Genomic DNA, 13,913 nt, shown 5'->3' on the forward strand with positions numbered 1-13,913 from the left:
CCGCGGCGGTGACGGTCCTGCCGCCGGCGACAGCCGGGCCGACCGACCCCCGGGCCGGCACCGGTACCACGGGCGTCCACGGCCCGTGCGGGCACGGACGGGCCGGCGGGCCGTGGCCGCAAGGGCACCTCCCCGGCCAGCCCGTTACTCTCCGGAGCCTTCCGGGGGCTCCGGGTCGTCGTCGGACCCCTGCTCCGGCTTCGGCGGCTTCGGGGGCCGGGTCCGCCCGTTGGAGGTGTCCCGCAGGTACGAGGCGTCCCCGCTCTCCGTGGCGTGGCCGCCCGGTGCGGTCTGTCCGGGACCGCCGTCACGTCGGCGCAGATAGCGCTCGAACTCCCGGGCGATGGCCTCTCCGGACGCCTCGGGAAGCTCAGCGGTGTCCCGCGCCTCCTCCAGGGTCTGCACGTACTCCGCAACCTCGCTGTCCTCGGATGCCAGTTGGTCCACTCCGAGCTGCCACGCCCGTGCGTCCTCGGGGAGTTCACCGAGCGGGATGCGAAGGCCGATCAGGTCCTCCAGCCGGTTCAGCAGCGCCAGCGTCGCCTTGGGGTTGGGCGGCTGCGAGACGTAGTGCGGCACGGCCGCCCACAGCGACACGGCCGGCACCCCGGCGTGCGTGCACGCTTCCTGGAGGATGCCCACGATGCCCGTCGGGCCCTCGTAGCGCGTCTCCTCCAGGTCCATCGTCCTGGCCAGGTCGACGTCGGAGGTGACGCCGCTGACCGGCACCGGGCGGGTGTGCGGCGTGTCGCCGAGCAGCGCGCCCAGGATCACCACCATCTCGACGCCCAGCTCATGGGCGAACCCGAGCAACTCGTTGCAGAACGACCGCCAGCGCATGGACGGCTCGATGCCACGGACCAGCACCAGGTCGCGGGGTTTCTCGCCGCCGACCCGCACGACGGACAGCCGGGTGGTCGGCCAGGTGATCTTCCGTACTCCGCCGTCCAGCCACACCGTGGGCCGGTTGACCTGGAAGTCGTAGTAGTCCTCGGCGTCGAGGGCCGCGAACACCTCTCCCTTCCACTCCCGGTCCAGGTGCGCGACCGCAGTAGAGGCCGCGTCCCCGGCGTCGTTCCAGCCCTCGAACGCGGCCACCATGACCGGGTCGATCAGCTCGGGTACCCCCTCGAGCTCGATCACCCAGGCCTCCTTCCGACGTTGCGTTGTGTACGTCCCAACCTTACGGCTTCACAGGTGCCCGCCCGCAGCCCCCGTGCACGGCCGAGTGAACTTCGCCGCGGTACGGGTACACGGTTCCGGCCGCGTGATCACCGGGACCGTTGCGTGTCGGGTGCCCCGGGCTCCCGGGGGCGGGCGGTCATGGCGCAGCGCCACCGCCGCGCCGGCGTACACGCGGATCCGCGCCCCGAGCGACGGCGCGTCCGGTCCCGGACCGTGCGGGGGCACGGTGACCGCGGCGACGGCGGCCGGTGCACCCCCCGCGCCCGGACCGGCGCGCGGGACCCGCTTCATCGCCCGGATCCGAACGACCCTTCCGGGCCGCAGACATGGGCGACCGCCCACGTCTGCGACCGCGCAACGCGGCGCGGCCGGCCCGGTGTCTGCGGACCCGCGCGGTGTGCGACGCGGGCACCCTCCGTGCGGGACCCCGTCCGCACGGACGGCGGACCACGAGGGACCGTCAAGGTGCCGGCCGAGCGCGGAGTTGTCGGAGGAAGGCGCGACCGCGCGGTGGAATTCCCCTTCCAGGAAGCCGAGTTCCCCCGTGCGGAGCGGAAACCCAACGCACCGGGCGGTATCGGCGGACGTCCGCTTCCACTCGCCGATCCGGGCGACGACCGGTGCGACCGCAGCCGTCCCCCCGATGCGCCGCACCGCCAGGCGCGACCCGGACGGTGGCGTCGCGGTACGGCTCCACGGCGAAGGCCACTGCCTCCGGGAGCCGTTGGGATGGGAACCGGGACGGGCGACGTGCGCTCAGCCGCCCCGGGGACGTCAGACCCCGCCCGTCCGCATGTTCCAGCGGCCGGACCGTCCGGTGAGCACGATCCCGGACAGTGGAGGCACGTCGATGCGCCAGAACGCGGCCGGCGGCGTTCCCAGGGCGTGCACGATCCCGGCCCGCACCACGGCGGGTTCGACCACGCAGAGGACCCGTCCGGCGTCCCCCGGCAGGGCGTCCATCCAGTCCGCGACGCGGGCGCAGAGCTGCTCCACTGACTCGCCTCCGTGCGGGGCCGCGCCGGGGTCGGTCGTCCACTGGGCCAGCCCCTCGGGGTCGGCCCCAGCCACCTCCCCGAGCGTGCGCCCGCGCCAGTGACCGGTGTCCAGGTCCCGCAGCTCCTGCCGTGCCTCGGCCTCGACGCCCAACGCGTCAGCGGTCTGCGCGCAGCGGACGGAAGGGCTCCGGAGGCACAACGCCGCCGCCGGCATCGAGTCCGCGACCGCACGCACCTCGTGCAGGCCGGTGGTATCGAGCGGCCCGTCGTCGAACCGCGCCTCCCGGACGGCGGGTCCGGCGCCCGCGCAGAACAGCGTGAGCCGTACGGACATGGCTGGATACCTCCCGTGTCGGTCCGGCCCCCTGACGGTGACCTGCTCCGGATCCTAGGGCCCGCCCGTCCCGGGATGTGATGAAGATCGCTGGTCACGGGTGGTGTTGGCGCCGTGCACCAGGACCGCTACCCTCTCTCCGACAGGACGACGGCGCTCACGGAAGACCGGTGAAATCCCGGCACGGTCGCGCCACTGTGTGCCAGGCGGTCGAGGAGGCCCGCCCGGTGAGTCAGACCCGTAGCCGTCGTCGCGTGCTCCACCCAGGTAACGGGACGCGTGTTCCCGAGGAGGTACCGGCATGGCCCAGTCCGCCGTCACGCCCAGTGCAATCCCCGTCTCCCCGCCCACCATGGTCAAACTCCCGATCCGGGTCGTCGCGCCCTGGGCGGCTTTCTTCGGCCTGTTGATGCTGGTCCTGCTCTACTTCGTCGGTGCCGAGCAGGGGGCTTTCTCCGTGTTCTCCGGCGAGTCCGTCCACGAGTGGGTGCACGACGGCCGTCACCTGCTCGGATTCCCCTGCCACTGAGACGGCGGGGCGACAACATCATGAACTCTGCAACCGTTCGCGCCCTCCTGGTGCGCGGCATGGTCGCGGGCGTCCTGGCGGGATTCCTCGCCTTCGGGCTCGCGTACCTGATCGGCGAAGGACCGGTGGACGCCGCCATCGCCTTCGAGTCCGCCCACGCCCATGACCACGGAGGCGAGGAAGAACTCGTCAGCCGGGTCGTCCAGTCGACCGCCGGTCTGGGCACGGCCGTCCTCGTCTACGGAACCGCTCTCGGCGGCATCGCGGCGCTGGCGTACTGCTTCGCGCTGGGACGCGTCGGGCGGTTCGGAGCCCGGGCCACGGCGCTGCTCGTCGCCATGGGTGGCTTCGTCACCGTCGCCCTGGTGCCGTTCCTCAAGTACCCCGCCAACCCGCCGGCGGTCGGCGACCCGGAGACCCTCAACCAACGCACCGCGCTGTTCTTCCTGATGATCGCCCTCAGCGTGCTGCTGGGGGTCGGCGCGCTCCTGCTGGGCCGTGCGCTCGCCCCGAGGTGGGGCAACTGGAACGCCACGGTCGCCGCGGGCGCGGCCTTCGCCGTAGCGGTGGCGCTCGCCATCGTCTTCCTGCCGGCGTCAGACGCACTGCCCGAGGAGTTCCCGGCGGACGTCCTGTGGGACTTCAGGATCGCGAGCCTGGGCGTCCAGGCACTGCTCTGGGCGGCTCTCGGGCTGATCCTGGGACAGCTGGCCGAGCGTGTGCTCGAGCCCCGGGCGGCACTGGCCTCCGAGCAGGTGGCGGCCTCCCGGGAGCCCACGCCGACGAGTTGACGGCAAGCACCGTACCGAGGACCCGCCGGGGGCGCGCCCGGCGGGTCCTCCGTCGTAGGCACCGCCACCGCTCGTTCGGAGACGTCGGAGGGCGGCACCCGGTCGCACGGGTGCCGCCCTCCGGACGTTCTACCGCGGCCGTCAGTCCTTGTCGCCGAGCAACTCTTCGACCTCGGCCCGGATCTCGTCCGTGGCCAGTCCGCGGATCGTCAGCGTCGTACGTCGACGCAGTACGTCGTCCGCCGTCTCCGCCCACTCGTGGTCGCGGGCGTACACGACCTGCGCCCAGATCTCGGGGGCGTCCGGGTGGATGCGCTCGGCCAGCTCGGGGTGCTCGTTGGCCAGCCGCGCGATGTCGAAGGACAGCGAGCCGTAGTGTGTGGCGAGGTGCCGTGCGGTGTCCGCGGCCATCCGGGGACCAGGCGCCGGACCGTCCACCAGCAGGCGGTGGGCAACCGCGCGCGGGTTGGCTATGCCGGGCAGCGGGAGCTTCTTCGGCAGCTGCGAGATCGGCTCCATGTCGTCGGCGAGCGGCCGACCCGGCAGCTCGGCCAGCTTGTTCATGACCGTGCGACCGATGTGCCGGAACGTCGTCCACTTGCCGCCGGCCACCGACAGCATGCCGCCGCGGCCCTCGGTGACCACCGTCTCCCGCTTGGCCTTCGAGGTGTCGCCGGGGCCGCCCGGCAGCACCCGAAGCCCTGCGAAGGAGTAGGTGATCAGATCGCGGGACAGCTGCTGGTCACGGATGGAGAAGGCGGCTTCGTCCAGGATCTGGGCGATGTCCTTCTCGTTGACGGCGACGTCCGCCGGGTCGCCCTCGTACTCCTCGTCGGTCGTACCGAGCAGCAGCATGTCCTCCCAGGGGAGGGCGAAAGTGATGCGGTACTTGTCGATCGGAGTCGCCAGGGCGGCCTTCCACGGGGAGGTGCGCTTCAGTACCAGGTGCGCGCCCTTGGAGAGGCGGATGGACGGCGCCGCGTTCGGGTCCTCCATCCTCCGCAGGTGGTCCACCCACGGGCCGGTCGCGTTCAGCACCAGTCGGGCGTCGACGCCGAACTCGGTGCCGTCGCTGCGGTCCTTGAGCTCGGCACCGGTGACCCGGCCCCGGGTGAACCGCAGCCCCGTGACCTCGGCGTGGTTGAGGACGACGGCGCCTGCCTGGACGGCAGCCCGGACCGTCATCAGGGCCATTCGCGAGTCGTTCATCTGGTCGTCGCCGTAGACGGCCACGGCCTTCAGGTTCTCCGTCCGCAGCTCCGGCACGTCACGCTGTGCCTTCGAGGGGGAGATGACGTGTCCTACGCCGTCGCCGAAGGCGGAGAGCGCCGAGTAGGCGAACACCCCCGCGCCCAGCTTGGCGGCGCCGTGCGGTCCCCCCTTGTAGACCGGGAGGTAGAAGGTCAGCGGGTTGGACAGGTGGGGAGCCACCTGCCGCGACACCGCACGGCGCTCGAAGTGGTTCTCCGCGACCAGCTTGACCGCGCCGGTCTGCAGGTAGCGCAGACCGCCGTGGAGGAGCTTGGAGGAGGCGGAGGAGGTGGCGCCGGCGAAGTCGCCGGCGTCCACCAGGGCCACCCGCAGCCCGGCCTGCGCGGCGTGCCAGGCCGTGGAGATCCCCAGGATGCCGCCGCCGATCACGAGGAGGTCGTAGGTGGCCTTGGCCAGTTGCTCCCGGGTCTCGGCCCGGCTCGGCAGGGAACCGGAGGCCATGTGCGTCCCGAGGGCCGGGGCGTTCTGCAGGGTGGTCATTCTGTGGTGCTCCTCGTCAGCTCTCGTCGTCGTGCTCGAGCCAGCCCATGGTCCGCTGCACGGCCTTGAGCCAGAACTTGTACTCGTTTTCACGCTTGTCAGCGTCCATGCGGGGGGTCCACTCGGCGGCCCGGCGCCAGTTGGCGCGCAGCGCGTCGGTGTCCGGCCAGAAGCCGACGGCCAGGCCGGCGGCGTAGGCGGCGCCGAGGCAGGTCGTCTCGGCGACCATGGGACGCACCACGGGCACGTCCAGGAAGTCCGAGAGGGTCTGCATCAGCAGGTTGTTGGAGGTCATTCCGCCGTCGACCTTGAGTGAGGTCAGCTCGACGCCCGAGTCCTTGGTCATGGCGTCCGTGATCTCACGGGTCTGCCAGGCCGTGGCCTCCAGGACGGCACGGGCGATGTGCGCCTTGGTCACGTACCGGGTGAGACCGGCGATCACACCGCGAGCGTCGGAACGCCAGTACGGTGCGAACAGGCCGGAGAAGGCCGGTACGAAGTAGGCACCGCCGTTGTCGTCGACGGAGGCGGCGAGCGTCTCGATCTCGGGGGCGGAGTTGATCAGGCCCATCTGGTCGCGCATCCACTGCACGAGGGCGCCGGTGATGGCGATGGAACCCTCGAGCGAGTAGACCGGGTCCTGGTCGCCGATCTTGTAACCGACGGTGGTGACCAGACCCGAGTACGAGTTGATGATCTTACTGCCGGTGTTCATCAGCAGGAACGTGCCGGTGCCGTAGGTGGACTTCGCCTCGCCCTCGGCGAAACAGGTCTGGCCGAACAGCGCGGCCTGCTGGTCACCGAGCGCCGAGGCGACGGGGATGCCGTCCAGGACGCCGCCCTTGACCTGCCCGTACACCTCCGAGGAGGAGCGGATCTCCGGCAGCACCGTCATCGGCACCTCCATGGACTGGGCGATCTTCTCGTCCCATTGCATGGTGTGCAGGTTCATCAGCATCGTCCGCGAGGCGTTGGTGACGTCGGTGACGTGATGTCCGCCGTCGACACCGCCCGTGAGGTTCCAGATGACCCAGGAGTCCATGGTGCCGAAGAGGATGTCGCCGCGCTCGGCGCGCTCGCGCAGGCCCTCGACGTTGTCCAGCAGCCAGCGGACCTTGGGACCGGAGAAGTAGCTGGCCAGCGGCAGGCCGGTCTCGCGGCGGAAGCGGTCCTGGCCGACGTTGCGGCCGAGTTCCCGGCAGAGCGCGTCGGTGCGGGTGTCCTGCCAGACGATGGCGTTGTGGACGGGCTCACCGGTGTTCTTGTCCCAGAGGAGAGTGGTCTCGCGCTGGTTCGTGATGCCGATGGCCTTGACGTCGGCGGCCGTGATGCCGCCCTTCTGGAGGGCGCCGGCGACGACTTCCTGGACGTTCGTCCAGATCTCGGCGGCGTCGTGCTCGACCCAGCCCGGCTTCGGGAAGATCTGCTCGTGTTCCTTCTGGTCGACGGCGACGATCCGGCCGTCCTTGTCGAAGACGATGCAGCGGGACGACGTGGTGCCCTGGTCGATGGCCGCGATGAACGGGCCGGCGGTGTGTGCGTCGGTCACGGTGTGCTCCTGGGAGTCTCGGGAAGGACGTAACGGCTCAGGCGAAGGCGATGTTGTAGATACCCGCGGCGATGGCGGCACCGACCAGCGGTCCGACGACGGGGATCCAGGCGTACCCCCAGTCGGAGCCGCCCTTGTTCGGTAGCGGGAGCAGGGCGTGCACGATGCGCGGGCCCAGGTCACGGGCCGGGTTGATGGCGTATCCGGTCGGACCACCGAGCGAGAGGCCGATGCCGACGACGACGAACGCGACGATCAGGCCGCCGAGGATGCTCAGGCCCTTTCCGCTGTCGTTGAGGCCCTGCGTGAGGACCGCGAGGACCAGCACCGTCGTGCCGATGATCTCGGTGGCGAGGTTCTGCCACACGCTGCGGATTTCCGGGCCGGTGGAGAAGACACCGAGCACGGGGCCGGCCTTCGGCGCGGCCTGCTCGGTGACCAGACCCTCCTCGTGCGGCGGTGCGGCGATGATCTCCGGATCGGTCAGGTGCGCCCTGAACTGGCCGTAGTACGCGAGCCAGGCCAGGAAGGCACCGACCATGGCACCCACGATCTGGCCGGCCAGGTAGACGGGGACGTTGCTCCAGTCCCCGCTCGTGATGGCGATACCCAGCGTCACCGCCGGGTTGATGTGCGCACCGGACAGCGGGCCCGCGATATAGACCGCGGTCATGACTGCGAAGCCCCACCCGAAGGTGATGGCGACCCAGCCGGCGTTGTGCGCCTTGGAGCGCTTGAGTACGACGGCGGCAACCACGCCGGCGCCGAGCAGGATGAGAACGGCGGTACCAATGACCTCGCCGATGAAGATGTCGGAGCTGGACACCCGCGACTCCTTTGTCCTTCGTCCAGGGGAAGGCGAACCAACGGGTCCCTCCGTCGATCCATCCCCTGAGGGGGTGAGAGCGATACCGGCCCTTGGCGTTGCCACACTCTAGCGCGTATTGCCGGTAGGTGTTCGACAATGCCGACCGATGTCCGGCAGTTTTGTCCTCGGGTTAACACGACGTCAAGGGTTGTGTGGCTGAAAACCGTTTCGTTATCGATGGTGCGCCTGAAGCCGCGGAACCGCCCGCCGTGACGGTCAGAAGCGGCCGGCCCCCAGGTCGCGGGAGACCGAGCGGGCGCAGTCCCGCACCGCTGCGATCAGCTCCGTGCGCAACTCGTTGTGGTGGCACACCCGCTCCACCGCGCCCGTGATGGCGACTGCGCCCACCGGCATACGGCGGCGGTCGTGGATGGGGGCCGCCACGGCCGCCACCCCGTGCCAGGTCTCCTCGACGTCGGCGCCCCAGCCGCGGGCCCGGGTCAGGTCGAGCACCCCCTCGAAGCCCTCGAGGTCGGTCACCGTGTGTGGGGTGAAGGCCTTCCGGTCGACCTCGAGCGCCTCGCTGTGCGCCACCGGGTCGTACGCCGCCAGTACCTTCCCGAGGGCTGTGGAGTGCAGTGGGTGCATGGCGCCGACCTCCAGCACCTGGCGGCTGTCGTCCGGCCGGAAGACGTGGTGGACGATGAGGACGCCGTGCTGGTGGAGCACGCCCAGGTGGACGCTCTCGCCGCTGGAGCGGGCCAGGTCGTCCGTCCAGACCAGGGCGCGGGCCCGCAGCTCGTGGACGTCCAGGTAGCTGTTGCCGAGCCGCAGCAGCTCGGCACCCAGCTGGTAGCGACCGGACACCGGGTCCTGCTCGACGAACCCCTCGGCCTGGAGGGTGCGCAGGATGCCGTGGGCCGTGCCCTTGGCCAGGTCGAGGGATGAGGCGATGTCGGACAGGCCGAGCCGGCGTTCGCCACCGGCGAGCAGGCGCAGCATTGCCGCCGCTCGTTCAAGTGACTGAATGTTTTTCGCCATCGCTCGGCCCTTCTCCCCATGGTTCGACAATGCTGAACACTATCGGTCCATGCCGAATTCGTGATACCGGCCGGGCCGGTCTGTCAACCCCGCGGTCGCACTCATCGTGGACGACACTCTGCGTCCACACCGTGGGACGGCGTGCCACGATTCGGCCTACCCGGGCTACGCTGGCCAGGTGTGCCTTCCGGAGGAAGCCGCAAAGCCGACAGCCGTCGCAGCCCAGGGAGCCCTTTCATGGCCTCGTTGCCCACCCTTTCCGTCGACCGCCCGACGTCCGCCCATGACGGGACGCGATCCGAAGCCCTCCGAGAGGCGCTGGCCACCCGGGTGGTGGTGGCCGACGGGGCGATGGGCACGATGCTCCAGGCGCAGGACCCCACCCTCGAGGACTTCCAGGATCTCGAGGGTTGCAACGAGATCCTGAACGTGACGCGGCCCGACATCGTGCGGTCGGTCCACGCGGCGTATTTCGAGGTGGGCGTCGACTGTGTCGAGACGAACACCTTCGGCGCCAATCACGCCGCGCTGGGTGAATACGATATTCCCGAACGTGTGTACGAGCTCTCGGAGGCGGGTGCCCGGATCGCGCGCCAGGTGGCGGACGAGTTCACCGCGGCCACGGGGCAGCAGCGCTGGGTGCTGGGATCGATGGGTCCCGGGACGAAGCTGCCCACACTCGGCCACGCCCCGTACACCACGCTCCGTGACGCCTTCCAGCAGAACGCGGAGGGGCTGATCGCGGGTGGCGCGGACGCCCTCCTGGTCGAGACCACCCAGGACCTGCTGCAGACCAAGGCCGCCGTCCTCGGTGCCCACCGCGCCCTGGCGGCGACGGGGGCCAGCCTGCCGCTGATCTGCTCGGTCACGGTCGAGACCACCGGCACGATGCTGCTGGGTTCGGAGATCGGTGCGGCGCTGACTGCCCTGGAGCCGCTCGGCATCGACATGATCGGGCTGAACTGCGCCACGGGCCCCGCCGAGATGAGCGAGCACCTGCGGTACCTCGCCCGGCACGCGCGCGTCCCGCTGTCCTGCATGCCGAACGCGGGGCTGCCGGTACTGGGCAAGGACGGGGCCCACTACCCGCTGACGGCACCCGAGCTGGCGGACGCCCAGGAGACGTTCGTCCGCGAGTACGGCCTGTCCCTGGTGGGCGGCTGCTGCGGTACGACGCCGGAGCACCTGCGGCACGTGGTGGAGCGGGTCCGCGGTCTGACCCCCGCCGAGCGGGTGCCGCGCCCGGAACCGGGTGCCGCATCGCTCTACCAGACGGTGCCGTTCCGCCAGGACACCTCCTACCTGGCGATCGGCGAGCGGACGAACGCCAACGGGTCGAAGAAGTTCCGCGAAGCCATGCTGGAAGGCCGCTGGGACGACTGCGTGGAGATGGCCCGCGAACAGATCCGCGAGGGCGCCCACATGCTGGACCTCTGCGTCGACTACGTGGGCCGTGACGGCGTGGCCGACATGGAGGAGTTGGCGGGCCGCTTCGCCACCGCCTCCACCCTCCCGATCGTGCTGGACTCCACCGAGGTCGAGGTCATCCGCGCCGGTCTGGAGAAGCTCGGCGGCCGTGCGGTCATCAACTCGGTGAACTACGAGGACGGTGACGGCCCGGAGTCGCGGTTCGCGAAGGTCACCCGGCTGGCCCAGGAGCACGGAGCGGCGCTGATCGCCCTGACCATCGACGAGGACGGGCAGGCCCGAACGCCCGAGACGAAGGTCGGGATCGCCGAACGGCTGATCGACGACCTGACCGGCAACTGGGGCATCCACGAGTCGGACATCCTCATCGACACCCTCACGTTCACGATCTGCACGGGGCAGGAGGAGTCCCGGAAGGACGGCATCGCGACGATCGAAGCGATCCGCGAGCTGAAGCGGCGCCACCCGGACGTCCAGACCACCCTCGGTCTGTCCAACATCTCCTTCGGGCTCAATCCGGCCGCCCGGATCCTGCTGAACTCCGTCTTCCTCGACGAGTGCGTGAAGGCGGGCCTGGACTCCGCGATCGTCCACGCAAGCAAGATCCTGCCGATCGCCCGCTTCGACGAGGAACAGGTCACGACCGCCCTGGACCTCATCTACGACCGTCGCTCCGAGGGCTACGACCCGCTCCAGAGACTGATGGAGCTCTTCGAAGGTGCCACGGCCATGTCCCTCAAGGCCGGAAAGGCCGAGGAACTGGCCGCGCTGCCGCTGGACGAGCGACTCAAGCGCCGCATCGTCGACGGCGAACGCAACGGCCTGGAAGCGGATCTCGACGCGGCACTGGGGGAGCGGCCCGCGCTCGACATCGTCAACGAGACGCTGCTGGACGGGATGAAGGTCGTCGGCGAACTGTTCGGCTCCGGTCAGATGCAGCTGCCGTTCGTGCTGCAGTCGGCCGAGGTGATGAAGACCGCGGTGGCCTACCTGGAGCCGCACATGGAGAAGTCCGATGCCCAGGGCAAGGGCACCATCGTCCTCGCCACCGTCCGCGGGGACGTCCACGACATCGGCAAGAACCTGGTCGACATCATCCTGTCCAACAACGGCTACAACGTGGTCAACCTGGGCATCAAGCAGCCCGTCTCGGCGATCCTGGAGGCCGCCGAGGAGCACAGGGCCGATGTGATCGGCATGTCCGGCCTGCTGGTGAAGTCCACCGTGATCATGAAGGAGAACCTGGAGGAGCTGAACCAGCGCAAGCTGGCCGCCGACTACCCGGTCATCCTCGGCGGTGCCGCCCTGACCCGCGCATACGTCGAGCAGGACCTCCACGAGATCTACGAGGGCGAAGTCCGCTACGCCCGCGACGCGTTCGAGGGACTGCGACTGATGGACGCCCTCGTCGCCGTCAAACGCGGCGTTCCCGGCGCCGCGCTGCCGGAACTCAAGCAGCGCCGCGTCAGGACCACCGTGTCACCCGTGGTGGAGGAACGCGTCGAAGAGGGCGCCGTCCGTTCCGACGTCACCACCGACAACACGGTGCCCGAGCCGCCGTTCTGGGGCACCCGCGTGATCAAGGGCATCCAGCTGAAGGAGTACGCCTCCTGGCTCGACGAGGGCGCCCTCTTCAAGGGCCAGTGGGGCCTGAAGGAGTCCCGCACGTCGAACGGCCCCTCGTACGGGGAACTCGTGGAGAGCGAAGGCCGCCCGCGGCTGCGCGGCTGGCTCGACCGACTGCACACCCGGAACATGCTGGAGGCGGCCGTCGTGTACGGCTATTTCCCCTGCGTGTCCAAGGGCGACGACCTGATCATCCTGGGCGAGGACGGCGCGGAACGCACCCGCTTCACCTTCCCCCGCCAGCGCCGCGGACGACGGCTGTGCCTGGCGGACTTCTTCCGGCCCGAGGAGTCCGGCGAGACCGACGTCGTGGGCCTCCAGGTCGTCACCGTCGGCTCCAGGATCGGCGAGGCCACGGCCGAGCTGTTCGCCTCCGACTCCTACCGGGACTACCTCGAACTGCACGGGCTCTCGGTCCAGCTGGCCGAGGCGCTCGCCGAGTACTGGCACGCCCGCGTGCGCTCCGAGCTCGGCTTCGCGGGCGAGGACCCGGCCGATGTCGAGGGCATGTTCGCGCTCAAGTACCGTGGCGCCCGCTTCTCGCTCGGTTACGGAGCGTGCCCGGACCTGGAGGACAGGGCGAAGATCGCCGCGCTCCTGGAGCCGGAGCGGATCGGGGTCGAGCTGTCCGAGGAGTTCCAGCTGCACCCCGAGCAGTCGACCGACGCGATCGTGATCCACCACCCCGAGGCGAAGTACTTCAACGCGCGCTGAGCCGTCTCGACGTACACTGGTCGGTCCCATACAGGCCGGTCGCCCGATTTGGCGGCCGGCCTGCGCGTCCCTCCTGGAGGTGTGCCGGATGACCAGTACGGTCCCCGCGTCCTTGGCCCGCACGGCCGGCGGCTCTGCGCTGCAGGCCGTCTTCCTCGACATGGACGGCACCCTCGTGGACACCGAGGACTTCTGGTGGGACGTCGAGGTGGAGGTCTTCGCCGACCTGGGCCACACCCTCGACGCCGGATGGCGTGACGTGGTGGTCGGCGGGCCGATGACCCGCAGTGCCGGCTATCTCATCGAGGCGACCGGCGCGGACATCACACTCGCCGAGCTGACGGTGCTGCTCAACGAGCGCTTCGAGGACCGCATCGGTCGCGGAGTGCCGCTGATGCCGGGCGCCGAACGCCTCCTCGCCGAGCTGGCCGAGCACAACGTCCCCACGGCCCTGGTCTCCGCCTCACACCGGCGCATCATCGACCGGGTCCTCGCTTCGCTCGGTCACGACCGCTTCGTGCTCACCGTCGCGGGCGACGAGGTCGCGCGTACCAAGCCGCACCCCGACCCGTACCTCCTGGCAGCCCGGGGCGTCAGCGCCGACCCCTGGCGGTGCGCCGTCATCGAGGACACCGCCACGGGGGTCGCCGCGGCCGAGGCCGCCGGTTGCCGGGTGGTCGCGGTTCCCTCCATCGCGCCGATCGCGCCCGCCGACGGCAGGGTGGTCGTCGGGTCGCTGGAAGAAGTCGACCTCGGCTTTCTCCGCACCCTGATCACCCGATTGAACTAAGGCTTTTACCGAGCGTGCCGGATAAATACCGGAGGAACTCTCGGCAGCGGAGCATGCATTTTCCGTAACGCAGGCCGAGGCGTGATGTTCGTCACTCGTTGTGATGCATAAATAGATTGGCGGTGCCACCCCGAGCCCGATGTGGGCGATTTGCCCGCTCCTTTATGTCCGTCTTGATGGCGATGTGAGGGAATAGTTAGCCCGAGTGACTATCGACATGCCGCCATGCCTCATCACTGAGCGATTACGGCTCAACTCCCGCTCGGTCCGGCTCTCCTGGCGTGGCGGACTAATCTCGACGCGAGAACTTCGCCGCACTCATCGGCGTGCCACGGAGACCACCCAAGTCGACGTGGCCGAAGGACAGA

The 13,913-nt window shown here is 70.0% G+C and carries 10 protein-coding genes; 4 read left to right on the top strand and 6 right to left on the bottom strand.

Annotated features, from left to right (window positions below):
* Positions 1-144 precede the first annotated feature (144 nt).
* Together ACFXOM_RS11450 and ACFXOM_RS11455 are read right to left on the bottom strand one after the other, a co-directional pair.
* A complete protein-coding gene (locus ACFXOM_RS11450) occupies positions 145-1,143 on the bottom strand; it encodes a PAC2 family protein (RefSeq protein ID WP_384936101.1) in 999 nt (332 codons plus the stop codon).
* A gap of 816 nt (positions 1,144-1,959) precedes the next feature.
* On the bottom strand, positions 1,960-2,517 hold the full coding sequence (locus ACFXOM_RS11455; protein ID WP_384936098.1) for a histidine phosphatase family protein: 558 nt from the start codon (positions 2,515-2,517) through the stop codon (positions 1,960-1,962).
* Between the two features lie 301 nt (positions 2,518-2,818).
* On the opposite strand from ACFXOM_RS11455, the gene ACFXOM_RS11460 reads away from it, so the two are divergent.
* Both ACFXOM_RS11460 and ACFXOM_RS11465 read left to right on the top strand, forming a co-directional pair.
* Complete coding sequence (locus ACFXOM_RS11460) at positions 2,819-3,046, top strand: CbtB domain-containing protein (RefSeq protein WP_384936096.1); 228 nt, start codon at positions 2,819-2,821, stop codon at positions 3,044-3,046.
* Between the two features lie 20 nt (positions 3,047-3,066).
* Entirely contained in the window at positions 3,067-3,837 is a 771-nt protein-coding gene (locus ACFXOM_RS11465) for a CbtA family protein (protein ID WP_385037751.1), read from the top strand.
* A gap of 141 nt (positions 3,838-3,978) precedes the next feature.
* Here the strand turns inward: ACFXOM_RS11465 and ACFXOM_RS11470 are convergent, their stop codons facing one another.
* From ACFXOM_RS11470 to ACFXOM_RS11485, 4 genes are all read right to left on the bottom strand, one after another.
* Positions 3,979-5,589, bottom strand: coding sequence for an FAD-dependent oxidoreductase (locus ACFXOM_RS11470; protein WP_385037754.1), 1,611 nt, complete (start codon positions 5,587-5,589; stop codon positions 3,979-3,981).
* Between the two features lie 16 nt (positions 5,590-5,605).
* Complete coding sequence (glpK, locus tag ACFXOM_RS11475; RefSeq protein ID WP_384936089.1) at positions 5,606-7,138, bottom strand: glycerol kinase GlpK; 1,533 nt, start codon at positions 7,136-7,138, stop codon at positions 5,606-5,608.
* Positions 7,139-7,175: 37 nt separating this feature from the next.
* Positions 7,176-7,964 (bottom strand): MIP/aquaporin family protein, encoded by a 789-nt coding sequence (locus ACFXOM_RS11480; protein WP_384936086.1) that lies wholly within the window; start codon positions 7,962-7,964, stop codon positions 7,176-7,178.
* 258 nt (positions 7,965-8,222) lie between these two features.
* The gene (locus tag ACFXOM_RS11485) at positions 8,223-8,987 is read right to left on the bottom strand and encodes an IclR family transcriptional regulator (protein WP_384936084.1); all 765 of its coding nucleotides are present in this window, start codon (positions 8,985-8,987) and stop codon (positions 8,223-8,225) included.
* Positions 8,988-9,224: 237 nt separating this feature from the next.
* On the opposite strand from ACFXOM_RS11485, the gene metH reads away from it, so the two are divergent.
* Positions 9,225-12,755 (top strand): methionine synthase, encoded by a 3,531-nt coding sequence (metH, locus tag ACFXOM_RS11490; protein WP_384943874.1) that lies wholly within the window; start codon positions 9,225-9,227, stop codon positions 12,753-12,755.
* Positions 12,756-12,843: 88 nt separating this feature from the next.
* Complete coding sequence (locus ACFXOM_RS11495) at positions 12,844-13,545, top strand: HAD family hydrolase (RefSeq protein ID WP_384943872.1); 702 nt, start codon at positions 12,844-12,846, stop codon at positions 13,543-13,545.
* Positions 13,546-13,913: the final 368 nt, after the last annotated feature.

Source organism: Streptomyces sp. NPDC059169, assembly GCF_042755225.1.
Lineage (GTDB): Bacteria > Actinomycetota > Actinomycetes > Streptomycetales > Streptomycetaceae > Streptomyces.

Excerpts from the sequence above, each read along its gene's own strand:
- ACFXOM_RS11485 (WP_384936084.1), bottom strand. The coding sequence starts at position 8,987 with ATGGCGAAAAACATTCAGTCACTTGAACGAGCGGCGGCAATGCTGCGC.
- ACFXOM_RS11460 (WP_384936096.1), top strand. The coding sequence starts at position 2,819 with ATGGCCCAGTCCGCCGTCACGCCCAGTGCAATCCCCGTCTCCCCGCCC.
- ACFXOM_RS11465 (WP_385037751.1), top strand. The coding sequence starts at position 3,067 with ATGAACTCTGCAACCGTTCGCGCCCTCCTGGTGCGCGGCATGGTCGCG.
- ACFXOM_RS11470 (WP_385037754.1), bottom strand. The coding sequence starts at position 5,589 with ATGACCACCCTGCAGAACGCCCCGGCCCTCGGGACGCACATGGCCTCC.
- ACFXOM_RS11455 (WP_384936098.1), bottom strand. The coding sequence starts at position 2,517 with ATGTCCGTACGGCTCACGCTGTTCTGCGCGGGCGCCGGACCCGCCGTC.
- ACFXOM_RS11495 (WP_384943872.1), top strand. The coding sequence starts at position 12,844 with ATGACCAGTACGGTCCCCGCGTCCTTGGCCCGCACGGCCGGCGGCTCT.
- metH (WP_384943874.1), top strand. The coding sequence starts at position 9,225 with ATGGCCTCGTTGCCCACCCTTTCCGTCGACCGCCCGACGTCCGCCCAT.